21 protein-coding genes are annotated in these 21677 nt (G+C 71.8%); 12 read left to right on the top strand and 9 right to left on the bottom strand.

Features of this window, described 5'->3' with window-relative positions; translation table 11 throughout:
- Positions 1 to 65 precede the first annotated feature (65 nt).
- The 5 genes from ETAA1_RS11070 to ETAA1_RS11050 are packed head-to-tail and all read right to left on the bottom strand — an operon-like array spanning position 66 to position 3946.
- The gene (locus tag ETAA1_RS11070) at positions 66 to 485 is read right to left on the bottom strand and encodes a hypothetical protein (RefSeq protein WP_145237651.1); all 420 of its coding nucleotides are present in this window, start codon (positions 483 to 485) and stop codon (positions 66 to 68) included.
- Positions 482 to 889, bottom strand: coding sequence for a Minf_1886 family protein (locus ETAA1_RS31810; RefSeq protein WP_202920824.1), 408 nt, complete (start codon positions 887 to 889; stop codon positions 482 to 484). The genes ETAA1_RS11070 and ETAA1_RS31810 overlap by 4 nt, the downstream gene beginning before the upstream one ends.
- 44 nt (positions 890 to 933) lie before the next feature.
- Positions 934 to 1752, bottom strand: coding sequence for a PSP1 domain-containing protein (locus tag ETAA1_RS11060; protein ID WP_238389414.1), 819 nt, complete (start codon positions 1750 to 1752; stop codon positions 934 to 936).
- A gap of 23 nt (positions 1753 to 1775) precedes the next feature.
- On the bottom strand, positions 1776 to 2768 hold the full coding sequence (locus ETAA1_RS11055; protein ID WP_145237646.1) for a GTPase: 993 nt from the start codon (positions 2766 to 2768) through the stop codon (positions 1776 to 1778).
- A gap of 26 nt (positions 2769 to 2794) precedes the next feature.
- Positions 2795 to 3946 carry a leucine-rich repeat domain-containing protein gene (locus ETAA1_RS11050; protein ID WP_145237643.1) on the bottom strand — a complete coding sequence of 384 codons (1152 nt, stop codon included), beginning with the start codon at positions 3944 to 3946 and terminating at the stop codon, positions 2795 to 2797.
- A gap of 71 nt (positions 3947 to 4017) precedes the next feature.
- Between ETAA1_RS11050 and ETAA1_RS11045 the strand changes: the two genes are divergently transcribed.
- The 3 genes from ETAA1_RS11045 to ETAA1_RS11035 all read left to right on the top strand — a co-directional run bounded on the left by ETAA1_RS11045 (position 4018) and on the right by ETAA1_RS11035 (position 6479).
- Positions 4018 to 4845, top strand: a complete 828-nt coding sequence (locus ETAA1_RS11045; RefSeq protein WP_145237640.1) for a purine-nucleoside phosphorylase — start codon at positions 4018 to 4020, stop codon at positions 4843 to 4845.
- Positions 4842 to 5780, top strand: a complete 939-nt coding sequence (locus ETAA1_RS11040) for an ATP-grasp domain-containing protein (RefSeq protein WP_145237637.1) — start codon at positions 4842 to 4844, stop codon at positions 5778 to 5780. Before ETAA1_RS11045 ends, ETAA1_RS11040 begins: the two co-directional genes overlap by 4 nt.
- Positions 5781 to 5849: 69 nt before the next feature.
- Positions 5850 to 6479: an RNA polymerase sigma factor gene (locus ETAA1_RS11035; protein WP_202920823.1), complete on the top strand. Its 630-nt coding sequence runs from the start codon at positions 5850 to 5852 to the stop codon at positions 6477 to 6479.
- Here ETAA1_RS11035 and selB read toward each other — a convergent pair.
- A complete protein-coding gene (selB, locus tag ETAA1_RS11030) occupies positions 6476 to 8398 on the bottom strand; it encodes a selenocysteine-specific translation elongation factor (RefSeq protein ID WP_145237631.1) in 1923 nt (640 codons plus the stop codon). The two genes, ETAA1_RS11035 and selB, sit on opposite strands and share 4 nt — an antisense overlap.
- Before the next feature lie 141 nt (positions 8399 to 8539).
- Here selB and ETAA1_RS11025 point away from each other — a divergent pair, with 141 nt between their 5' ends.
- Positions 8540 to 8743 carry a hypothetical protein gene (locus tag ETAA1_RS11025; protein ID WP_145237628.1) on the top strand — a complete coding sequence of 68 codons (204 nt, stop codon included), beginning with the start codon at positions 8540 to 8542 and terminating at the stop codon, positions 8741 to 8743.
- A 165-nt stretch (positions 8744 to 8908) separates the two neighbouring features.
- Positions 8909 to 9499, top strand: a complete 591-nt coding sequence (locus tag ETAA1_RS11020) for a D-sedoheptulose-7-phosphate isomerase (protein ID WP_145237625.1) — start codon at positions 8909 to 8911, stop codon at positions 9497 to 9499.
- A gap of 3 nt (positions 9500 to 9502) precedes the next feature.
- On the opposite strand, the gene ETAA1_RS11015 is transcribed toward ETAA1_RS11020, so the two are convergent.
- Positions 9503 to 10504 carry an isocitrate/isopropylmalate family dehydrogenase gene (locus tag ETAA1_RS11015; protein WP_145237623.1) on the bottom strand — a complete coding sequence of 334 codons (1002 nt, stop codon included), beginning with the start codon at positions 10502 to 10504 and terminating at the stop codon, positions 9503 to 9505.
- A 69-nt stretch (positions 10505 to 10573) separates the two neighbouring features.
- On the opposite strand from ETAA1_RS11015, the gene ETAA1_RS11010 reads away from it, so the two are divergent.
- Entirely contained in the window at positions 10574 to 11497 is a 924-nt protein-coding gene (locus ETAA1_RS11010) for a pseudouridine-5'-phosphate glycosidase (RefSeq protein ID WP_145237620.1), read from the top strand.
- Here the strand turns inward: ETAA1_RS11010 and ETAA1_RS31805 are convergent.
- A complete protein-coding gene (locus ETAA1_RS31805; RefSeq protein WP_202920822.1) occupies positions 11473 to 11967 on the bottom strand; it encodes a hypothetical protein in 495 nt (164 codons plus the stop codon). The two genes, ETAA1_RS11010 and ETAA1_RS31805, sit on opposite strands and share 25 nt — an antisense overlap.
- Positions 11968 to 12051: 84 nt before the next feature.
- Positions 12052 to 12942, bottom strand: a complete 891-nt coding sequence (locus tag ETAA1_RS11000; protein ID WP_145237617.1) for a D-alanyl-D-alanine carboxypeptidase family protein — start codon at positions 12940 to 12942, stop codon at positions 12052 to 12054.
- A 123-nt stretch (positions 12943 to 13065) separates the two neighbouring features.
- Here ETAA1_RS11000 and ETAA1_RS10995 point away from each other — a divergent pair, with 123 nt between their 5' ends.
- The 6 genes from ETAA1_RS10995 to ETAA1_RS10970 are packed head-to-tail and all read left to right on the top strand — an operon-like array spanning position 13066 to position 21673.
- On the top strand, positions 13066 to 15696 hold the full coding sequence (locus tag ETAA1_RS10995; protein WP_145237614.1) for a PSD1 and planctomycete cytochrome C domain-containing protein: 2631 nt from the start codon (positions 13066 to 13068) through the stop codon (positions 15694 to 15696).
- 9 nt (positions 15697 to 15705) lie between these two features.
- The gene (locus ETAA1_RS10990; RefSeq protein ID WP_145237611.1) at positions 15706 to 17082 is read left to right on the top strand and encodes a DUF1501 domain-containing protein; all 1377 of its coding nucleotides are present in this window, start codon (positions 15706 to 15708) and stop codon (positions 17080 to 17082) included.
- Complete coding sequence (locus tag ETAA1_RS10985; RefSeq protein WP_145237608.1) at positions 17079 to 18092, top strand: succinylglutamate desuccinylase/aspartoacylase family protein; 1014 nt, start codon at positions 17079 to 17081, stop codon at positions 18090 to 18092. The genes ETAA1_RS10990 and ETAA1_RS10985 overlap by 4 nt, the downstream gene beginning before the upstream one ends.
- A gap of 12 nt (positions 18093 to 18104) precedes the next feature.
- Positions 18105 to 18974, top strand: a complete 870-nt coding sequence (locus tag ETAA1_RS10980; RefSeq protein WP_145237605.1) for a creatininase family protein — start codon at positions 18105 to 18107, stop codon at positions 18972 to 18974.
- The gene (locus tag ETAA1_RS10975; RefSeq protein ID WP_145237577.1) at positions 18971 to 20092 is read left to right on the top strand and encodes a mandelate racemase/muconate lactonizing enzyme family protein; all 1122 of its coding nucleotides are present in this window, start codon (positions 18971 to 18973) and stop codon (positions 20090 to 20092) included. The genes ETAA1_RS10980 and ETAA1_RS10975 overlap by 4 nt, the downstream gene beginning before the upstream one ends.
- Before the next feature lie 54 nt (positions 20093 to 20146).
- Positions 20147 to 21673, top strand: coding sequence for a hypothetical protein (locus ETAA1_RS10970; RefSeq protein ID WP_145237573.1), 1527 nt, complete (start codon positions 20147 to 20149; stop codon positions 21671 to 21673).
- Positions 21674 to 21677: the final 4 nt, after the last annotated feature.

Genomic DNA, 21677 nt, shown 5'->3' with positions numbered 1-21677 from the left:
CACCCCGCGGCGGTTCAAGCCGAAAAGCCCGCCCGCCGCACGGACGCGCCCGCCGCCGCCGGGGTTCACCGAAATCGCGCCTCGGCCTGCGCCTTCACCGCCGGCGTCCACCGGTACACCGTCGGCGAGCCGACGCCGTCGTACCCCGGCGTCCGCAGCTGGCCGACCACCACGAAGGCGTCGCCGCGCCCCTTCGCCAGCAACAGCAGGTACTCGCCCGGCCCATCGTACCCGGCCGCCTCCGACAGGTTCGCCACGGTCAGCGGGCCGTCGGGCTTCGTGCCCGAGAGCACGTCCTTCACCTCGACCACCTGCGGCCCCTCGACGGCCGGCACGTGAGCGACGACGGCGAGCGCCGCGACGGCCGCCTGGGACCGCGGCACCACCGGCCCGCGGTACTTCGCCAGCGCGGTGTACCCGAGCCAGCCGAGCCAGCCGAGGAGCAGCAGCGACGCGACCGCCAGACGGAGCTTGCGGCCGGTCATCGCTCCCCCCGCCGCGGGCGGTCGCCGATGGTGAGTTCGAAGCCGTCCAGCAGCACCTTTTCGATGTCGAACACCTCGCGGAAGTCCTCGGGGTCGTCGTCGTCGGAGCGGCTCAGGCGGTTGGCTTCGATCAGTTTGAAGACGAGCGTGCCGAAGTCGTCGGTGGTGCGAATACCCCAGCGGCGGAAGACGACCGGCGCCATCAGGCCGAAGTCGCGGACGGCCATGGCGCACGCGCCGCGGAGAAGTTCCTCGCCGCTGACGTGGTTCTCGTCCTCGCCGGCCTCGACGTCGGTTCGGCCGAGGCGGTCCTGGGTGAAGCCCACGGCCTCGCAAACGAACTCGTAGGCCTCGTAGGCGTACCGCGGGTCGGTGCGGGTGAGTTCGAGTAATTTCGCGTCCACTATGCCCTCGAGGATTCGGTCGGCGTGCGTCCTGCGTTTACGTTCTACAACCGCGTCAGCACCTCGGCGGCGGGTACCGGCAACCGCCGGCCGTCCTCGAACTCGACGAGGAGGCGGCGGGCCAACAATTCCTGCGCCAGCACCCGCCCCTGCCCCTTGGCGGTGACGACGCGACTGCCGACGGGCGGCAGTTCCTGGAGGACCTCCTCGTACACGTCCTGCTCGTACCGGAGGCAGCACTTCAGCCGGCCGCACCGGCCGCTGATCTTGTTCGGGTCGAGCGTCGCCTTCTGGAGCTTGGCCATCTTCATGCTCACGGGCGGCATCACCACCAGGTGCGTGTTGCAGCACACCGGCCGGCCGCAGTCGCCGTAGTCCGCCTTCAGCCGGGCCTCGTCGCGGACGCCGATCTGCCGCAACTCGATCCGCGTGTGAAACTCCCGCGCCATGCTGCGCACCAGCTCGCGGAAGTCGACGCGGCTCTCGGCCAGGAAGTAGAAAACGATCCGCTCGCCGCTGAACAGGTGCTCCACGTCCACCAGCTGCATCGCCAGCCGGTGCGCCGCGATCAGCTTCTCGGCCGCGGCGAACTCCTTCCGCTCCACGTCCGCCAGGTGGGCCAGCTTCGCCCGGTCCTCGGCGACCGCGACGCGGAGGATGTCGCCCTTGGTGGCGTCGGGGATGGCGCTCACCGCCTGCGGCGTCGCCGGGCACAGCACCTCGCCGACCTCCTGGCCGCGCTCGGTGCGGACGACGACCGTGTCGCCGCGCCGGGCCGACACGCCGACCGCCGGCACGAACGCGCCGAGGAGGCGCATCCGGCCGTGGCGCACGAGCAGCGGGTCGCGCGGGGGGAGGTTCATGGAGGTATTGTGGTCGCACGCGGTCACAGGTGCAACTCGACCACGTCCTTGTCCTTCACGACGTGGTCGCGGCCGACGGTCTGCCCGTCGAACGCCGCCGACCCCCAGACGCGGGCCGACTTCAGCCCCTCCTCGAAGTCCTTGTGGACGCACCCGGCGAACTCCGCGACCGTGCTGCCGGCGGGGCACGTGAACGGGCTCGTCATGTCGGCCGGCTTGCCCGGCTGCTTCGTGTACACGCGGATGACGCCCAGCCGGTCGTAAATCGCCTTCTTCAACTCGGCAACGCCGGTGCCCTGCTCCGCGGACACGACCAGGAACGGGTATCGGTCGCCGACCGCCTCGCGGGCCAGTTCCAGGCGAATGTCGGCGGCCTCGTCGTCGGCCTTCGTTGCGACCAGCAGCGTCTTCAGCGAGTACGTCGCGGGGTCTTCCTCGGCCGGCAGCTCGGTCACGAGTTCGCGACGGGCCTGCTTCAACCGGTCGATCGTGGCCTGCGTCGCGGCGGGGCCGTCGTCGTCGCTCAGGTCGAGGAACAGCACGGCGGCGTCGGCCGCGCGGGTCAGGTCGGTGACGAAGTGGTCGTAGTGGTCGGCGGTGACCGGCGGCAGGTCCACCAGCTGCACGCGCACGTCCTCGTAGTCCATCATCCCGGGGATGGGCTCGCGGGTGGTGAACGGGTACGGCGCGACGGCGGGCTGGGCCTTCGTGAGGGCGGCGAGGAGGCGCGACTTGCCGGCGTTCGGCGGGCCGAGGAACACGACCGTGCCGGCCCCCTGCCGCGGCAACTTGAACGTGCCGGGGGCAGCCTTCTTGGGGCCGCTCTTGGCCGCGTCGATCTCGTCGTTCAGCTCCGAGATGCGGCACTTGAGGTCCATCTGGACCTTTTCGCTGGCCTTGTGTTTGGGCAGCAGCACCCACATCTCGCGGAGCGCGGCGAGCTTGTCCTCGGGCGTCTTCGCCTTCTTGTACCGGGCGTCGGCTTCGTGGTAGTGCGGCGGGAGGTTGACGGCCATTGCGTGCGTCGTGAGGTGATACCGGGCTACTCGCCGATTGTACCGAACCGCGCCGCGAGTGCCCTCAAGCCGCGCCGGTCGAAGCGCGTGCCGGTCAGGTCGAGCGCCTGCAGGGTCGGGTGCCCGAGGAGCGGGGCGGGGTCGGCGAGCGGGTTCCAGGCGAGGTCCAGCACGCGAAGCTTCGGCAGCGCGGCGAGAACGGCAGCGAGTGCGGCGTCGGAGAGGCCGGTGTTGGCGAGATTCAGGTGTGTGACGTTCGGGCAGCGGGAGACGGCGGCGCCGGCGTCGGCGAGCGGGTTGACGCTGAGGTCGAGCGCGGCGACGGACGCAGACCGTATCGCGGGGCGGGCGAGACGGCACGCGCGCAAGCCGAGCACGCAAAGGGTGGGAAAGGCAGCGGCGTCGAAGGCGTCGCCGCAGTCGGTGAAGCCGAGGTTGAGGTGGGTCAACGCGGGGCACGGGCCGAGGGGCGGGACGCGGGTGTGGCGGAGGTCAAGAGATGCGAGAGTCGCCGTTCGGTCGTGGGGCCGGCTTCCAGTTGCCTGTGCCTGGCCCGCGGCAAGCCGGCCCCACGTCGAACCGACCGCCACGACCTCGCGCATCCCGCGCCGCGCCACCTCCGCGAAATCTGCCGCGTTCCCCGACACGTCCACCGCGGTCACCCGCGGCGCCGCATCAAGCACGCGAATCACGTCGTTTGCTGTCAGCCCGTTGCCTGCGACCTCCAGCCGTTCCAGCCCCGACAGCCACGGCGCACCCGGCAGCGCGGCCGCCCCCTCCGACCCAATCGCGTTCCCGTTCAACACGAGTTCCCGTAGCCCCCCAAAAAACGGCGACGCCACCAGCGCCCGCGCCCCGTCGGGGCCGATGCGGTTCCCCGTCAGGTCGAGGCGCCGGAGCGTCCGCAGGTGCGGGCACGCCGCCAGTTCGCCCACGAACGGCTGCACCGCAACGAGTCGCACGTCGGGCCGCGTCGAGCCGGAGGCGATGAACGCCCTCCCGCTCAGCACCAGTTCCGAGGACGGCCCCGCGGGCGGCTGGAAGGTGGTCGGGTCGTGCAGGTCGGCGGCGCGCGGCGCCCGGTAGGACGGGAACCGGGCGAGCCGCGCCAGCGCCACGGCGGTCAGCCGCTCGAACGGGAACCGCCCCCGGGGATGTGCGAGGCCGAACGAGGGCATAGAACCATCCGGGATTCGCTGGGGCCGCCACCGTACCGCCCCGCCGACGCCGCCGTCAACCGCGAGCCGCCATGACCCCGTCGCCGCTGTACGACCAGATCCAGGAAGCGGCCGCCGCCGTCCGGGCGAAGTGGCCCCGCACCCCCGCCGCGGGGATCATCCTCGGCACCGGCCTCGGCAAGCTCACCGAGGACATCGCGGCCGAGGCCGTGCTCCCCTACGAGAGCATCCCGCACATGCCGCGCTCGACGGCCCCGACGCACAGGGGACAGCTCGTGTGCGGCACCCTGGAGGGGAAGCCGGTCGTGGCGATGGAAGGCCGGTTCCACTTCTACGAGGGGTGGACGCTGCAACAGGTCACGTTCCCGGTCCGGGTGATGAGGGCGCTCGGGTGCGAGACGCTGCTCGTCAGCAACGCGTGCGGCGGGATGAACCCGCAGTGGAACAAGGGCGACCTGATGCTGATCGAGGACCACATCAACCTGCTCGGCGACAACCCGCTCATCGGCCCGAACGACGACCGCCTCGGCGAGCGCTTCCCCGACATGTGCCACGCCTACGACCGGGAGTTGCTGAAGCTCGGCAAGCGGCTGGCGATGGAGGAGCAGATCACCTGCCACCAGGGCGTGTTCGTCGCCGTGTCGGGGCCGAACCTGGAGACGCGTGCGGAGTACCGGTTTCTTCGCCAGTTGGGCGCGGACGTGGTCGGCATGTCCACCGTCCCGGAGGTGATCGTCGCGGTCCACGCCAAAATGCGCGTGATGGGCGTGTCGGTCATCACCGACCAGTGCCTGCCGGACGCCCTGGAGCCGGTCAGCCTGGCCGACATCGTGGCGACGGCGAACGAGGCCGAGAAGCAGTTGCGCCGGCTGGTCCGCCGCGTAGTCGCGGCCCTGTGAAGGTCGTCGTCTACGAGTACCTGACGGCCCGCGGCCTCGTCACCGACCCGATGTACGCCGAAGGCCGCGCCATGCGGGACGCGGTCGCCGCCGACTTCGCGGCGCTCCCGGGCTGCGCGGTCGTCACGCCCGACGCCGACGACGCCGCCGCGTTCGCCGCCGCCGACTGGGCGCTCGTCGTCGCGCCCGAATCGGACGGCATCCTGCTCGACCGGTGCCGCCGGGTGCTGGACGCCGGCGGCCGCCTCCTCGGCCCCTCGCTCGCGGCCGTGGAACTCACCTCCGACAAGCTCGCCCTGCACGACCACTGGCGCGCCCGAGCCGTCCCCACACCCGCGACGACCGACCGCGCCCCGACGGCGTGCGAGGCGTTCCCCGTGGTGTGGAAGCCGCGCGACGGGTGTGGCTCGACCGCCACGTTCCTGCTGCGCGACCGGTTCGAGTTGGTGCAGGCCCAGGCGCTCGCGGCCGAGGAGTACCCGGGGCCGATGATTCTCCAGGAGTACGTCCCCGGCGTCGCGGCAAGCGTGGGGTTCCTCTGCGGTCCGGAGGGGAACGTGCCGCTCCTCCCGACGACGCAAATCCTCTCGGCCGACGGCCGCTTCCACTACCGCGGCGGCGAACTGCCGCTGCCGCCGGCTCTGGCCGAACGGGCCGTCTCGCTCGCCACCCGGGCCGTCGCTTGCGTCCCCGGCCTGTGTGGGTACGTCGGCGTCGATCTGATCCTCGGCGACGGGCGCGACGTGGCCGTGGAAATCAACCCGCGGCTGACCACGTCCTACGTGGGGCTTCGGGCGCTCGCCGCGGACAACCTCGCGGCCGCCCTGCTCCGCGTCGCCGGGGGAGACGTGCGCCGTCCCGTACGCTGGCACGACGGCGGGGTCCGGTTCGCGTCCGACGGGACGGTCGTTCACGCGACGTTCAAATCGGGTTAATTGGTAACGCCGCAGCGCGGTGTTACGATGGCGGCACCTCGCCGACTCGTACCCGCCCCGGTGAAGTCCATGTCCGACACCGCCCTGTCGTTCCACACCGCGCACATGAACCGCTGCATCGACGGCCTCCGGGCCGGCGACCCGGCCGCGGTGAACGAACTCGTCCGCCGGGCGCAGGGCCGGTTCCACCGGCTGGCCCGGCGGATGTACCGGAGTTTCCCGAACGTGCGGCCGGTGGCCGACTCGGAGGACGTCGAGCAGGTCGGCTGGGTGCGGCTACTACGGACGCTTCAGCGCCTCCGCCCGGACAACACGGGGAAGTTCTTCCTCCTGGCCGGCGTGATGATCCGCCGCGAGCTCCTCGACCTGGCTCGCAAGGCCCGCGGGCAGGCGTACCAGCTCCGCTCGCTGGACGCCCTCACGTCGGAGGACGGCACGGCCGGGGCGAACGCCATCCCCGAGCCCGCCGCCCGCGCCGCCGCCGCCGAGTTCGAGCTGTGGGAGCTGTTCCACGAAGCCGTCGGGCGGGTCTCGATGAACCCGCAGAAGGTGATGATCCTGATCTTCTACGACGGCCGGACCCGGGCCGAGGTCGCCGACATCCTCGGGTGCGACATCCGCACCGTCGGCCGGTGGTGGAAGCAGGCGTGCATGGAGGTCCGCGCCCTCGTCGGCGGGGCCGCTCCGCTGCCGCACTAACGCGGCCCGGCCGCGAGGACGCGCACGTCGCCGTCGCGCCTCGTCAGGCCGATCCGGTCGAGGTACTCGCAGATCGGCACTGCGTACTTCCGCGTGGTGCCGAGCGCGTCGCGGATCGCGGCGACGGTAGCCCCAGGCGTCGCCGCAAGTAGGGCCAGTACCTTTTCTCGCAACTCCGCGGCCGCGGCCGCGTGCAGGTAAAGGTCCGCGGCCAGCTTCACCAACTCCCCCTCGGCCACGGCCACGTCGTAAATGTCCGTCAGCGCCGCCGCTTGCCCGCCGGCCTGCCCGGCGAACTCGCGCGGCTCCGGCGGGGCGAAGCCCGCGGCCGCGTGCGCGGACACGATGCGGTCCTTCAGCTTCCGCTGGTTCGCGGAGAGTTTGGGCTTGAAGTCCGCCCGCGCCACCCGCCGCCGGTCGCCGACCAGTTGCCGGGCCGCGAAGAGGCGGTCGATCACGGCCTGCGTCACGGCTTCTTCGGCCGCGGCGGTGAGGGACGCGGCGAGTTTCTGGCGGTCGTGGCTGGTGTGAAGCGGGAACTCGGCGTGGAGTCCGCCCAGGGCGCGCAGCACCGTCGCTTCCAACTCCGCGACGCGCTCGGCGGCGAGCACCAGTCGGCGGGCCGGCGGCAACAGGACTTCGACGAGTCCGCCGGTAGCCCGCTCCGTCACGGCAGCGATGTCGGCGGCGGGGACGCCGGTCGTCCGCGGCAGGTCGGCGGGGTCGAGACCCGCGCTGCCGGCGAACCACGCGGCGGCGACGAACCGGACGGAAGGATCTGCCGATTCGAGCCGTTCGACGCGCTCGAGGGCGACGAGGTGCCGGCGGCGGAGCTTCCGCGCGGTCGGGTGGAGGATCGTGCCGCCGCCGAGGGTGTGCTCGGCCGACGAATCGCGGACGACGAACGGCTGCCCCCACACGGCGGTGACGGGTGCGTCGAGGAATAACTGCGCCGGGCCCGTGCCGCCGGGGTCGAGGCGGTCGCTGTCGAGGAGCGAGACGGTGCCCATCACCTCGGCCGTGCCGATGTGGACGCGGAGCGGCAGTCGGTGTTTCAGCGGGCGCGGCGACCCACGGGCGACCCGCAGGCGCACCGTCAGCACGGTGGACGGTACCACCGCCCCGGGCGCAGCGAGTTCCTGCCCGCGGCGGACTCGCTCGTGCGGCACGCCAGCGAGATTCACGGCCGCGCGCTGCCCGCGGCTCGCGACCGGCACCGCAGCGCCGTGGTGGTTCAAGCCGCGCACCCGAACCCGCTCGACGGCGCCGTCGCCGGTGTGCCAGTCGAGTTCGTCGCCGACACGCACCCGGCCGGCGAGCACGGACCCGGTGACGACGGTGCCGTGCCCTTGCACGACGAACGCCCGGTCGATCGGCAACCGGAACGCCCCGTCGCGACCATCCGGCACGGCCTCCGCCGCGGCGCGGAGCGCGGCTCGCAGCGCGTCGATTCCCTCCCCGGTGTGGGCCGACACCGGAACGACGGCCGCGGCTTCGAGGCCGGTGCCGCGCAGCAGTTCTCGCACCTCCAGCGTGACGACCTCGCGGGTGGTGTCGTCCACGAGGTCGGCTTTCGTGACGGCGACGACGCCGGCGCGAACGCCGAGCAAGTGCAGGATGTCGAGGTGCTCGCGGGTCTGCGGCATGACCGAGTCGTCGGCGGCGACGACGAGCAGGGCGATGTCGACGCCGGTAGCCCCGGCGAGCATGTTGCGGACGAACCGCTCGTGCCCCGGCACGTCGACGACGCCGAGTTCCAGGTCGCCGAGGGCGAGGCGGGCGAAGCCGATGTCGATGGTGATGCCGCGGGCCTTTTCCTCCGGCAGGCGGTCGGTGTCGGTGCCGGTGAGGGCGCGGACGAGCGTCGTCTTGCCGTGGTCGATGTGCCCGGCGGTGCCGAGGATCAGGTGGCGCGGCATGGGGGCATTGTACCCGCCGCGGTTGGCCTAGTCCGGCGGCGCGGGTTTGGGTAACGTCGCGGGGCCGCGGGAGGGCGTGCGATGGGTGTTGAGGAGCCGCTAGAATTCGCTGGCAGGGGGGTAGTGAGGGACGGGCAGATCGTGCTCGACACCCCGCTCGACCTTCCGGACGGTACGTTCGTGACGATCAACCACGACAGGAAGAGAGATGTCCCGGGTCTGCTGAGCGACCCGGCCGTGTGGACGGAGGAGCAGGTCCGCTGGCTCGAGGAGGATCTCGCGTGGCTCAGCGCCCGGGCGGCCCGACAGGCGGCCGACAAGCAGCCCCGGCCGAAAGCCGCGTAGTCGCGGGCGCCCGGCCGACCACACTCACGGCTCACGACCGACGACGCGCGGGTTGCCGCGGCGACGCTGGTTGAGAAACTAGCCTTACACGCCCTCGACCCGGATCGTTACGCCGGCGTCTCAGGCCTGACCGCACTCCCCGCCCGCTGACCCGCGAGGACCGCCATGCTCGGCACGACGCTCAACCCCAAGGAATTCCTGGCCCGGGTCGCCGCCGAGCTCGGCCGCATCGACCCCCGTGAGGTGCAGAAGCTCGCCGACCTCATGTGGGAGCGGTACCAGGCCGGCCGGTTCGTGTTCGTCATCGGCAACGGCGGCAGCGGCTCCAACGCGTCCCACTTCTGCGAGGACATCGGCAAGGGCACCCTCGCCCGCAAGTTCTTCGACGACGACGCCAAGAAGCGGTTCAAGATTCTGAGCCTCACCGACAACACGCCCTACATCCTGGCCTGGGGGAACGACGAGGGCTTCGACCGCGTCTTTTCCGAGCAGCTGAAGAACCTCGCCTCCCCCGGCGACCTGCTCGTGGCGATCAGCGGCAGCGGCAACAGCCCGAACATCCTGCGGGCCGTGGACTGGGCCAACGCCCACGGCCTGACCACGTTCGGCTGCACCGGATTCACCGGCGGCAAACTCCGCGAGATCAACCACCACAACCTGCACGTGCCGCTCGACGACATGGGCATCGTCGAGAGCATCCACCTGACGGCGTTCCACTGGGTTGTGGACGACCTGCACCGCCGGGTGTCGCTGTAGCCGTCAGCGGAGCCGCGCCACGATCGCGTCGGTGAACTGCGTCGTGGTCGCGGTGCCGCCGATGTCGGCGGTGCGCACCTGCCCGTCCGTCAACACGCCTTCCACGGCCGCGACGATCCGGTCGGCCGCGACCGCCTCGCCGAGGTCGCGCAGCATCTCGACGGCCGGCAGCACGAGCGGCAGCGGGTTGGCCTTGTCCTTCGGCACCATCTCGTGACCGGCGCCGTACACGGCCTCGTACACCGTCACGCCGTCGCCGTGATTGACCGCCGCGGTCGCACTCACGCCGCCGACCAGCCCCGCGCCGAGGTCCGACAGCAGGTCGCCGTACAGGTTCCCGGCCGCCATCACCTCGAACTGCTGCGGCCGGCTCACCAGCTGCATGCACGTGTTGTCCACGATCAGGTCTTTCGCCGCGATGTCTGGGAAGTCGGCGGCGACGCGGCGGAAGCAGTCGAGGAACAGGCCGTCGGCCATCTTCAGGATGTTCGCCTTGTGAATGCAGTGGACCGACTTCCGGCCGGTGCGGCGGGCCAGTTCGAAGGCGAAGCGGAAGAACCGCAGGCTGGTCGCCGCCGTGACGATCTTGAAGCTCTGCACCACGCCCGGCACCAGCTCGTGCTCGCTGGCCGTGTACAGGTCTTCGCTGATCTCGCGGACGAGGAGGAAGTTCACGCCGCGGAACCGGCTCGCCAGGCCGCCCAAGTTCCGGACCGGGCGGACCGACGTGTGCAGTCCGAGCTGCCGGCGGAAGGCGACGTTGTAGTTCGTCGGCGGCGCGGCCCCCTTCTGCGTCAGCAGCTTCGTCTTGAGCGCGACGCCGCGGGCGCGGACGGCGGCGAACACGCTCTCGGGCAGTGCGTCGAGCCCCTGCTCCAGTGCGGCCCGGCCGGCGGTGACAACTTCGAACTGCACACTCACGCCGGCCGCGTCGAGAATGCGGCGGACGGCGAGTTCCTGATCCACGCCGACGCCACCGCCCTGAACGAACACCACCGAATGCATCGCCGGTCCCCGTGGGTGCCGCGGTCGCGGGTATGATAGGCCGATCCGCCCCTGCGACTCGGAGCGACGATGCCGCCCGACTGGCTGACCGTAAGCGACGAGGTGGCCGCCGCCCTCTCCGCGGGCCGGCCGGTCGTCGCGCTCGAATCGACGCTCGTCACGCACGGCCTGCCGTGGCCAACGAACCGCGACACGGCTCGGGAGGCCGAGGCCGCCGTCCGCGCCGGCGGGGCCGTCCCGGCGACCGTCGCGGTCTGGCACGGCCGGCCGACCGTCGGGCTGAGTTCGCCCCAACTCGACGAGCTGGCACAAACCAGCGGCGTGATGAAGGCGAGCCGCCGCGACCTGGGCGCGGCCGTCGGCCTGGGGCGGACGGCGGCGACGACGGTGAGCGCGACGATGGCGCTCGCCCACGCCGCGGGGGTGCGCGTGTTCGCCACCGGCGGCATCGGCGGGGCGCACCGGGCGGCCGAGGGGGTGAGTTGGGACGTGTCCGCGGACCTGACCGAACTGGCGCGGACGCCCGTGCTCGTGGTCTGCGCCGGGGCCAAGAGCATCCTCGACCTGCCGCGGACGCTCGAGTTGCTGGAGACGCTCGGCGTCCCCGTCCTGGGCTACCGCACCGACCGGTTCCCGCGCTTCACCGTCGCCGACGAGGGGAACGCACTGCCGGTGTCGGTGCGGGTCGAGTCGCCGGCCGAAGCCGCGGCGGCGTTCGCGGCGCACGTGCGGCTCGGCGGCGGTGGAGCGCTGCTGACCCAGCCGTGTGCCGCGGACGTGGCGGTTCCCGCGGGCGAGTACGAGGCCGCACTCGGGCGGGCGCTTGCGGACGCGGACCGGGCACACGCGCACGGGCCGGCGGCGACGCCGTTCGTGCTGGCCCGGCTCGCGGAGCTGACGGAGGGGCGGACACTGACCGCGAACCGGGCGCTCATTGTGGCCAACGCCCGGCTCGCGGCGGCCGTGGCTCAGGCCTTCGGCGGGAAGATGTAGCTGCGGAGCACGACCAGCACCGCGACCCCGCCCACGGCCATGAGCGCGTACAACGGCAGCTGGTAGTCGTTGAACGCGGGCTCGGGAAACTTCACGACGGGCGGCGTGGTCGAAGCCGGCTTGTCGTCCGTCGCCTCGGACTTGGCGTCGGTCTTCTCTTCCGCCTTGGGCTCGGCCTTCGGCTCGACCGGTGCGGACTTCGGCGCCGGCGGGTCGGCCTTCGCCACCGGCTTCGGGGCGGGCTCGGGTACAGGGTTCGTCTTCGGCGCCGGCATCGGGACCGGCGTCGGCTCGGCCTTCAACACCGGCTTCGGCTTCGGATCGACCGGGAACGTGGTGTCCACCCGCGGCGGCGCCTTCTTGGCGGTCGCCGCGGCCTTGAGGCGCGGCGGCGGGGCGACCGGTACGGGGTCGTCGTCCTGGCCGAGCGCGACGGGGGACAGCAGCACGAGCGCGAGGAGTGTCCGCACGACGTAACCTCTGGGGTCGGCCGGGGAGAGGGACGGCCGTGCGTGAGTGATGCCCCGCAACATACGGCCGGGCTCAGCTTTCGGCTACGGCGGCCCCGGCAGGTGCCACGCGAACCGGAACAGGTTGCGGGCGTCGACGTACCGGGCCTCGTTCGACGGCGCCCCGAGCACGACCACGATGCGGTGGTCGCCGTCGCGGCGGCCGCTGGCCACGAGGCAGGCCCCGGCCGCGCCGGTGGTGCCGGTCTTCACCCCGTCGTACCCCTCGATGCCGAGCAGGCGGTTCGAGTTGTCCCAGACCAGGGTGCGGGTCGTTCCGTCCTGCGCGGTCACGGTGCAGGTGTGGCGGCGCGTTCCGACGACCGCGCGGAACAGCTCGTTGCGGAGCACCTCGGCGGCGAGGGCGGCCAGGTCGCGTGGCGTGGAGCGGTTCAGCCCGAGGCCGTGCGGGTCGAGGTACCGGGTGCTCGTCATTTTCAGCGCCGCGGCCTCCTTGTTCATGGCGGCGACGAACGGCGCCGCCGGATCCGGGTCGGCCTTCGTGTCGGCCTTCGGGTCGGCCGGGTAGCGGCCGGCGAAGTGCTCGGCGAAGGCGCGGGCCGCGTCGTTGCCCGAGGGCAGCATCAGGCCGTAGAGCAGGTCGCGAACGGCGACCTTCTCACCGTTCCTGATCTTGGCGGACGTGCCGCCGGTGTTCGCGGCCTTGGCCGAGAACGTGACCACCTCGTCGAGCACCTTGGGGTCGGCGGCGACCAGTTTCAGGACGAGCCAGGCGGTCATGATTTTCGTGGTGCTGGCGATGGCCAGCGGCTCGGGCGGGTCGGCGGCGGCGAGGATGGCGCCGGTGCGGCCGTCGGCCACGGCCCACGCCTTCGCTGACACCACCGGCGGGCCGTCGAGGCGGTCCGGCGGCATCCGCGGCGGCAGCGGTTCCGGCTGGGCGAGCGTGACGAGCAGCAAAAGGGTGGGCGTCATGACGCACTCCGCGGCGAGACGTGATTCCGCCAGCGTACCCGGTATCGCGGCCGGGGGAAAGGTGCTGGTTCCGGGCGGCCCTGCGCGGTAGAGTGTTGGCACTTCCCGCCCCGGACCACGTTCATGCCGCCTGCCCGCTGGGCCGCCCTCCTCGTGCTGCTCGTTTCGCCCCCGGCCGCGCTCGCGGACCCGGCCGGCGACGAGTTCTTCGAGAAGAGCGTCCGCCCCGTCCTGGTCGAGCGCTGCCTGGGGTGTCACGCCGCCGACAAGGCGAAGGGCGGGCTGCGGCTCGACACCCGCGACGGCGTCCTGAAGGGCGGCGACGGCGGCCCCGCGGCCGTGCCCGGGAAGCTCGCCGACAGCCTGCTGGTGAAGGCGATTCGCTACGCCCACGACGTGCGGATGCCGCCGAAGGAGAAACTGCCGGACCGCGAGCGGCTCGCGCTCGAGCGCTGGGTCGAGATGGGGCTGCCCTGGCCGGCGCAGGCGGTGCTGAAGGCTCCGGACGCGATCGAGAAGGCGGCCGCGGCGCACTGGGCGTTCCGGCCGGTGACGCGCCCCGCCGGCGCCGGCATCGACGCCTTCGTCGCCGCGAAGTGGCGTGACAAGGGGCTGTCACCGGCGCCGCTCGCAGCCGCCCGCGCGCTAATCCGCCGCGCCACGTTCGACCTGCACGGCCTGCCACCGACGCCGGAGGAAGTGGACGCCTTCGAGAAGGACGCCGCCCCTGACGCCTACGCCAAGCTGATTGATCGCTTGCTGGCGTCGCCGCGGTACGGCGAGCGGTGGGGCCGGCACTGGCTCGACGTGGCCCGGTACGCCGACAACAAGGGGTACGTGTTCTTCGAGGGGAAGGAGTACCCCTGGGCGTGGACGTACCGCGACTGGGTGATCGACGCCCTGAACCGCGACCTGCCGTTCGACCGGTTCGTGACGGCGCAGCTGGCGGCCGACCTGGCCATGCCGGCCGATCGCGCGGCGCTCGGGTTCCTGACCGTCGGCGGGCACTTCGTCAACAACACGCACGACATCATCGACGACCGCATCGACGTGGTCACCCGCGGGCTGATGGGCCTGACGGTGACGTGCGCCCGCTGCCACGACCACAAGTTCGACCCGGTGCCGTCGGCGGATTACTACTCGCTTTACGGCGTGTTCCGCAGCACCGCCGAGCCCGTCGTCCCCCCGCTGCTGGGGGCCGCGCCGCAGACCGGCGAGCACACGCTGTACGACGCCGAGTTGAAGCTGCGGCAGGCGGCGCTCGACCGGTTCGTATCCGCCCGCCACGCTGAACTCGTGACCGGCGGCCGCAGCCGCGCCGCCGAGTACCTGCTGGCGGCGCACGCGGCGCGGAATCACCCCCCGGCCGACGACTTCATGCTGATCGCCGACCGCGGCGACCTGAACCCGGCGATGACGACGCGGTGGCGGCAGTTCCTCGCCGACACGAAGCGCCGCAAGGACGCCGCGTGGCAGCCGTGGCACGCCCTCGCCGAGTTGCCGGACGCCGACTTCCCGCGCAAGGCCGCCGAGGCGCTGGCCGCGCTCCCGTCCGGGAACAAGCTCGTGAAGCAGGCGTTCGCGACCGCGCCCGAGTCGATGAAGGACGCGGCCGCGCGGTACGGCAAGCTACTTGCGTCGGTCGACACGCCGACGCCGAACGCAGACCCGGACGCGGAGGCGCTGCGCCGCGTACTACACGGCCCCGATTCCCCCGCCGACGCGCCGCTGGCGCTGGACTGGGGCTTCCTGTCGCTGTTCCCCGACCGCGGCTCGCAGGGCGAGTACCAGAAGATCCTCCGCGATGTCGAAACGTGGCTGCTGAAGGGGCCGCCCCGCGCGATGGCGCTGGCCGACGCCGAGCGGCCGTACCAGCCGCGCGTCTTCGAGCGAGGTCAACCGGGCCGCGTGGGCGCTGAGGTTCCGCGGCAGGTTCCGAAGGTCGTGAATCCCCAGCGCCGCCCGTTCGGCCCCGGCAGCGGCCGGCTCGACCTGGCGCGCGAGATCGTGTCGCCGTCGAACCCGCTGACAGCGCGGGTGTTCGTGAACCGCGTGTGGATGCACCACTTCGGCGCCGGCCTCGTCACCACGCCCGGCGACTTCGGCCTTCGCGGCGAGCCGCCGAGCAACCCGGAACTGCTCGACTGGTTAGCCGCCGAGTTCGTGGACGGCGGGTGGAGCATGAAGCGCCTCCACCGCCTCATCATGCTGTCGGACACGTACCGCCGGTCGAGCGTGGGGGACGCGGCGGCCGATCCCGAGAACCGCTGGCTCGCCCGGCAGAACCGCCGGCGGCTGGAGTTCGAGCCGCTGCACGACGCGCTGCTCGCGGTGTCGGGTTCGCTCGACGCCAAGCTCGGCGGCCCGCCGGTGCCGCGGTTCGGGTCGCACCGCCGGGCCGTGTACGGCTACACCGACCGCCTGGAATTCCCGACACTCCTCACGACGTTCGACGTGCCGAACCCCGCGGCGAGCGTCACCGAACGGACCGCGACGACGGTCGCGCCGCAGGCGCTCTTCCTGATGAACGGCCCATTCGCGCGAGACGCCGCGGAGCGCCTGGCGGCGCGGCCCGACGTGCAGAGGCTGGACCCGGCCGCGAGGGTGGATCGCCTCTACCGCATCGTGTACGGCCGGCCGCCGTCGGCCGCGGAGGCGGAGCTGGCGCGGGCGTTCGCCGCCCGCGGCCCCGAGCGCTGGGCCGACCTGACGCACGCGCTGCTGCTGACCAACGAGTTTGCGTTCGTGGACTGAGGGAGCCGCATGTTCACCCGCCGCGAAGCCCTGGCCCGCTGCGGCACCGGCCTCGGCACGCTCGCCCTCGCCGGCGTCCTCGCCGACGACGCGCGCGGGCAACTCGACCCGCTCGCGCCGCGCGCCCCGCACTTCCCCGCGAAGGCGAAGCGACTCGTTCACCTGTTCATGAACGGCGGGCCGAGCCAGGTCGATACGTTCGACCCCAAGCCGATGCTCGACCAGTACCACGGCCGGGCGGTTCCCGCGGGCAACCTCCGCACCGAGCGCAAGACCGGCGCCGCGATGAAGTCGCCGTTCGCCTTCGCCCCGCGCGGCCGGTGCGGCCTCCCCGTCAGCGAGTTGTTCGCCCACACCGCCCGGCACATCGACGACATGTGCGTCGTCCGGTCGATGCACGCCGACGTGCCGAACCACGAGCCGTCGCTGCTCCTGATGAACAGCGGCGACGGCCGCGCGCCGCGTCCCAGCGTTGGCAGCTGGGTGACGTACGGCCTCGGCAGCGAGAACCAGAACCTCCCCGGGTTCGTCGTCATGTGCCCCGGCGGCTACCCGATCGTGACGACGCACAACTGGCGGTCGGCGTTCCTCCCCGGGGTTTATCAGGGCACCTACCTCAACACGCAGAGCACCGACGCCGACAAGCTCATCGCCCACCTCCGCAACCCCGAGTTGAGCCCCACCCGGCAGCGCGAACAGCTGGACCTCGTCGCCGCGCTGAACGCCCGCCACGCCGCCGATCGCCCCGCCGACCCGCGGCTCGAAGCCCGCATCCGCACCTTCGAGCTGGCCTACCGGATGCAGGCCGAAGCGACCGACGCTTTTGACCTCTCCCGCGAAGCGAAGAAGACGCGCGACCTGTACGGCGACACCGTCCACGGCCGTCAACTGCTCCTGGCCCGCCGGCTGCTCGAGCGTGGGGTGCGGGTGGTGCAGGTGTGGAGCGGGGCCGGGCAGCCGTGGGACAACCACGACGGCCTCGCCGCCGCACACCGCACGCTGGCGAGCCAGTGGGACCGACCCATCGCCGCGTTCCTGACGGACCTCAAGGCTCGCGGCCTGTTCGACGAGACGCTCGTGCTGTGGGGCGGCGAGTTTGGCCGTACGCCGGTCGCCGAGTTGCCGGCACTGAACGGCCGCGACCACAACCACTACGGCTTCACCTGCTGGCTCGCCGGCGGCGGCGTGAAGGGCGGCACCGCCGTCGGCGCGACCGACGAGTTCGGCTTCCGCGCGGTCGAGAACCCGGTCCACGTCCACGACCTCCACGCGACGATGCTCCACCTGCTCGGCTTCGACCACGAGAAGCTGACGTACCGCTACGCCGGCCGCGACTTCCGCCTGACCGACGTGCACGGCCGCGTGGTGAAGGAGATGCTGGCGTGAGCGATTCGCCCGTTCGGAGTAGTGTCGATTTCGAGAAGCCGGGGAAGCAGGTGGGGAACCTGTTCGTCCCGTACTCGTACAACCTCGGCGGCTGGGCCAACCTGCTGCTGCCGGTCACCGTCGTGAAGAACGGCGCCGGGCCGACGGTGCTCGTCCTCGCCGGCAACCACGGCGACGAGTACCCCGGCCAGGTCGCGGTGATGCGGCTCCTCCGTGAGTTGGTTCCCGAGCAGATCAGCGGCCGCGTCATCCTTGTCCCGACGCTGACGATGCCGGCGGCGAAGGCGGCGACGCGGCTGTCCCCGCTGGACGGCAAGAACTTCAACCGCTGCTTCCCCGGCAGCCCGACCGGCACGCCGAGCGAGGTGGTGGCGCACTACCTCACCACGGTGCTGTTCCCGCTCGCCGATGTCGTGATCGACATGCACACCGGCGGCCGCAGCATGGACTTCGTGCCGTGCGCGCACATGCACCTCGTCCCCGCAGGACAGCAGCGTGCCGCGATGCTGGCCGGCACCGAGGCGTGGAACACGGACGTGTGCTTTCTCTACGCCGACGTGGCGGGCACGGGGCTGCTGCCGGTGGAGGCCGAGCGGCAGGGGAAGACTGTCATCACGACCGAGATGGGCGGCAGCGAGAACGTCACGGTGGCGGTTCATCGCGCGACGCAGGCGGGGTTGCGGAACGTGCTCGTGCAGCAGGGCGTGCTGCGCGGCGAGGTGGTGCCGCGCACGAAGCCGGCGCGGTGGGTGCAGGCGCTGGCGTGGGAGGACTACCGCTTCGCCCCCGAGAGCGGCGTCTACGAAAACCTCGTGCCGCTGGGCGAAGACGTGGCCGCGGGGCAGCCGGTCGGGGCGATTCACTTCCTGGAACGGCCCGACCGCGAACCCGTCGAGGTGACCGCACACGCGGCCGGCGTGCTGGTCGCGTGCCGGGCGCCGTCGGTCGTGGCACAGGGCGACTGCGTCGCGTGCGTCGCCCACGACGTGGACCCGCGCCAACTCCCCTGATCCGAGGTCGTGATGTCCCGCGCCCGCACCGAGTACCGCTACGAGAAGCTGACCTGGCCCGAGGTCGACGACGCGGTCGAGATGGGCAAGGTGTGTGTCGTCCCGTGCGGGGCCGTGGAGCAACACGGGCCGCACCTGCCGCTCGATGTCGATCTCGTGTGCCCGGTCGGCATCGCCACCGGGGCCGGGAAGGAGATCCCCGACAAGCTGCTGGTGTTGCCCGTGGTCGCCTACGGCTACACCGGGCACGTCATGGACTTCCCCGGCACCATCAACACCGACTACGAGCACCTCATCCACCAGGTGCTCGACATCACGAAGTCGCTGGCCTACCACGGGTTCAAGAAGATCGTGCTGCTGAACGGGCACGGCTCGAACATGCCCAACCTCGACCTCGCGGCCCGCCGCACGAACGTCGAGACGGACGCCGAGTGCTGCGTCGCCGCGTGGTGGAATCTCCTCACCGTGGACAAGACGTTCCTGCCGAAGTGGCGCGAGAGTAAGTTCCCCGGCGGCTGCTCCCACGCCTGCGAGCTGGAGACGAGCCTGTACCTGTACCTCGACGGCGACAACGTCCGCAAGGACCTCATCAAGAGCGGCACCATCTCGTTCAACGCCGACGACAGCCCGTTCAACTGGGTCGACCTGTTCGCCGCCGGCCCGGCCACGACCGTGTCGTGGACCAGCAGCTATTCCGACACCGGCGTACTGGGCGACGCCGAACTGGCGACGCCCGAGAAGGGCCGGCAGGCCTACGAGGAGGCGGTGCAGCAGCTGGTGCGCTTCGTGACGTGGTGGAAGGACCGGCCGAAGGACGGGCGCAAGGACCGCCACCGCACGCCGCCGACGATGCCACTTCCTTGGGGACAACGCCCGCTATGAAGATCGTCGACATTCGCCTGACCGGCCTCAAGGGCGGCACCGTCGAAGGCGGCTGGGCCGCGGAACTGACGCCCGAGGATAACGTCCACACCGTCGTGGAAGTCCTCACCGACACCGACCACGTCGGCGTCGGCAGCGTGTTCACGAGCCGCGACCTCGTCGCCGCCGCGATGAAGCTGCTGCGGCCGTTCCTCATCGGCGAGCGGGCCGACGAACCGGCGCGCGTCAGCGAGAAGCTGCGACAACACACCTTCTGGCAGGGCCGCGGCGGGAGCGTCGAGCACGCCATCAGCGGCATCGACATCGCGCTGTGGGACTTGTTCGGGAAGCACACGAACCAGCCCGTCGCGCGTCTGCTCGGCGGCTGCTACCGCACGAAGATCAAGCCCTACGGCTCGCTGCTGTTCGCAGAACCGGGGCCGCTGCGGGAGAAGCTGCTTGCCGCGGTCGGACGGGGCTTCAAGGCGCTCAAACTCGGCTGGGCGCCATTCGGCCGGCACGACCACAAGAAGGACGAACTCCTGGTTAAGACCGCCCGTGACACCGTCGGCCCCGACGTGGAGCTGATGGTAGACGCCGGCGGCTCGGACGCCTTCTGGCCGCACGGCTACAAGTGGGCGCTGCGTACCGCCCACATGCTCGCGGCCTACGACGTGACGTGGTTCGAGGAAGCACTCCCGCCCGACGACATCGCCGGCTTCGCGGAACTGAGGCGGCACTCGCCCGTGCCCATCACCACAGGTGAGGTGCTGACGAGGCGGCAGAGCTTCCGCCCGCTGTTCGAGAAGCAAGCCGTGGACATCGTCCAACCCGACTGCACCAAGTGCGGCGGGCTCACCGAGGCGTGGCGGATCGCGTGGATGGCGCACGACCACAACGTGCTGTGGGTGCCGCACGGGTGGAACACGGCCGTCGGCCTCGCCGCCGACATCCAGCACGCCTGCGCCATGCCCGTGGCCCGGTACGTCGAGTTCCTCACGCCGTCGCCCTACGTGGATGACCTGATCCTCAACCCGTTCCGCCCCGACGCCGACGGGTTGCTGACGCTGCCGGACCGGCCGGGGCTCGGCATCGAACTCAACCCCGACGCGCTGGCCCGCTACGGCGACCGCGGGTGACTGGCGCAGACTCCGCCGCGCGGCTTCCGGTACAGTGCCCACCGGAGGAACCCGATGGGCCGGTGGCGCGGAGCACTCACGTTTCTTGTTGTTCTCGTTGGCGCGGTCGCGTTCGCGGCCGGGGGCTGGTACGTCTGGCTGCGCGACCCCGAGGCGGCGGCGCGGCCGCTGCCGGTGCCCGGCGGCGATCAGGAAGTCGTGTGGCTCTACCCGTCCACCGCCGGCGACGCGTGGTCGCTGTTCGTCATCGGGCTGAAGCGCTGCGAGATGCCGCTGAACGGCGCCCCCTCCGGCGTCACCGTGGACGACTCGGCCGCGTTCCCCGAGCAGACGACGGCCGTGCCCGAACTCGTGATCACGCGCGCGGGCCACGACGGCCAACTGCGCGTGCGCTGGTACAAGATCAGTTCCGAAGCGCCGATCGGGGCGTGGGTCGAAGCCCTGTCGCGCCGCCGGCCGGCGCCGCTGGCCGTCGTCGGCGGCTCGACCAGTGACCGGGCGCAGGAACTCGCCTCCGCCCTCGACCGGCAGGTGAGTTGGAACGGCCCGCGGCCGCTGTTTCTCATCACCACCGCGACCGTCGATTCCGTCCTTCCCGACGCCGCCGACGGGTTCGCGCGGGCGAGCGAGCAGCGGAACCTGGCCGACGTCTACCCCGGCCGCACGTTCCGGTTCTGCTTTACGAACGGCCAGATGGTCCGCGCCGTCAGCGACTTCGTGCGGCAAGACCCGACACTCGCCCTCCCCGCGGCCCCGAAGCGGCCCACGGTGTTCCCGCTGGAGTGGGCCGACGACCCGTACTCCGGCGACCTGTATAACCAGTTCCGCGAGTACCTCTTCGACGTTCTCGGCGGCGCGGCCGCGCCGCCGCGGATCGTCAAGGACGCGGCGTTCACCATCCCTTTCAGCGTCGGCACCTTCTCGCGCCCGAACCCCGGCGAATCCGCGGCCGTGAAGGCGATTCTGTCGGAACTGCCGGCTGATACGACAGAGCGGTCGATCCTCGTGCTGCCGACCGGGAGCAGTGCCCCGGCCCGGCGGGTGCTGCTGGCGCTGGCCGAGCGGGTGCCGCAGGCCGGAAAGCGACTCGTCGCTGTGACCGGCGACGGCATGTCGGTGAACACCTTCTACCGCGACACGGAATGGGCGTGGCCGGCCCGCTCGATCCCGATCCCGCTGGTGCTGTTCACGCACTCCAACCCCGTCGGCTGGGACGCCCCCGGCGACACGTCCCCGCCCGCGGGCTACCGGCTCCAACCGAAGACCTCGACCGAGGAAGTGTTCCTCGACCACACGCTGGCGCGGGCGCTGATCGCCGCGGCGTTCGCGGGTCAGCCGGCCCGCCTGCTTGGCAGCGCCGACGAGGTGGCGGCGAACCTCCGCAGCCGGGCCGACAAGTTCTTCGACGACAAGGGGAACCGCCGCAGCCTGGGCGGCGAGCACGTCGTGGTGGTGCGGCCGACGCTCCGCTACGGCGACACCACGCCCGGCGCCGTCCGCCCCGACGCGACCATCGACGTGTACCGCCGCGAGGACGACGGGCGCACGTGGACGCGCGTCGGCAGCGTGCCCGTCCGGTGAGGAA

It is taken from the genome of Urbifossiella limnaea (assembly GCF_007747215.1).
GTDB classification, from domain to species: Bacteria; Planctomycetota; Planctomycetia; order Gemmatales; family Gemmataceae; genus Urbifossiella; species Urbifossiella limnaea.
The sequence above is the reverse complement of the archived record's forward strand: the minus strand, read 5'-3'. Positions and strand labels throughout refer to the sequence as shown.

Coding starts and splice junctions, on each gene's coding strand:
- ETAA1_RS10970 (WP_145237573.1), top strand. CDS start 20,147: ATGGGCCGGTGGCGCGGAGCACTCACGTTTCTTGTTGTTCTCGTTGGC.
- ETAA1_RS10980 (WP_145237605.1), top strand. CDS start 18,105: ATGTCCCGCGCCCGCACCGAGTACCGCTACGAGAAGCTGACCTGGCCC.
- ETAA1_RS11045 (WP_145237640.1), top strand. CDS start 4,018: ATGACCCCGTCGCCGCTGTACGACCAGATCCAGGAAGCGGCCGCCGCC.
- ETAA1_RS11000 (WP_145237617.1), bottom strand. CDS start 12,942: ATGACGCCCACCCTTTTGCTGCTCGTCACGCTCGCCCAGCCGGAACCG.
- ETAA1_RS10990 (WP_145237611.1), top strand. CDS start 15,706: ATGTTCACCCGCCGCGAAGCCCTGGCCCGCTGCGGCACCGGCCTCGGC.
- ETAA1_RS11070 (WP_145237651.1), bottom strand. CDS start 485: ATGACCGGCCGCAAGCTCCGTCTGGCGGTCGCGTCGCTGCTGCTCCTC.
- ETAA1_RS11060 (WP_238389414.1), bottom strand. CDS start 1,752: ATGAACCTCCCCCCGCGCGACCCGCTGCTCGTGCGCCACGGCCGGATG.
- ETAA1_RS11010 (WP_145237620.1), top strand. CDS start 10,574: ATGCCGCCCGACTGGCTGACCGTAAGCGACGAGGTGGCCGCCGCCCTC.
- selB (WP_145237631.1), bottom strand. CDS start 8,398: ATGCCGCGCCACCTGATCCTCGGCACCGCCGGGCACATCGACCACGGC.
- ETAA1_RS11015 (WP_145237623.1), bottom strand. CDS start 10,504: ATGCATTCGGTGGTGTTCGTTCAGGGCGGTGGCGTCGGCGTGGATCAG.
- ETAA1_RS10995 (WP_145237614.1), top strand. CDS start 13,066: ATGCCGCCTGCCCGCTGGGCCGCCCTCCTCGTGCTGCTCGTTTCGCCC.
- ETAA1_RS11035 (WP_202920823.1), top strand. CDS start 5,850: ATGTCCGACACCGCCCTGTCGTTCCACACCGCGCACATGAACCGCTGC.
- ETAA1_RS11020 (WP_145237625.1), top strand. CDS start 8,909: ATGCTCGGCACGACGCTCAACCCCAAGGAATTCCTGGCCCGGGTCGCC.
- ETAA1_RS10975 (WP_145237577.1), top strand. CDS start 18,971: ATGAAGATCGTCGACATTCGCCTGACCGGCCTCAAGGGCGGCACCGTC.
- ETAA1_RS11055 (WP_145237646.1), bottom strand. CDS start 2,768: ATGGCCGTCAACCTCCCGCCGCACTACCACGAAGCCGACGCCCGGTAC.
- ETAA1_RS11050 (WP_145237643.1), bottom strand. CDS start 3,946: ATGCCCTCGTTCGGCCTCGCACATCCCCGGGGGCGGTTCCCGTTCGAG.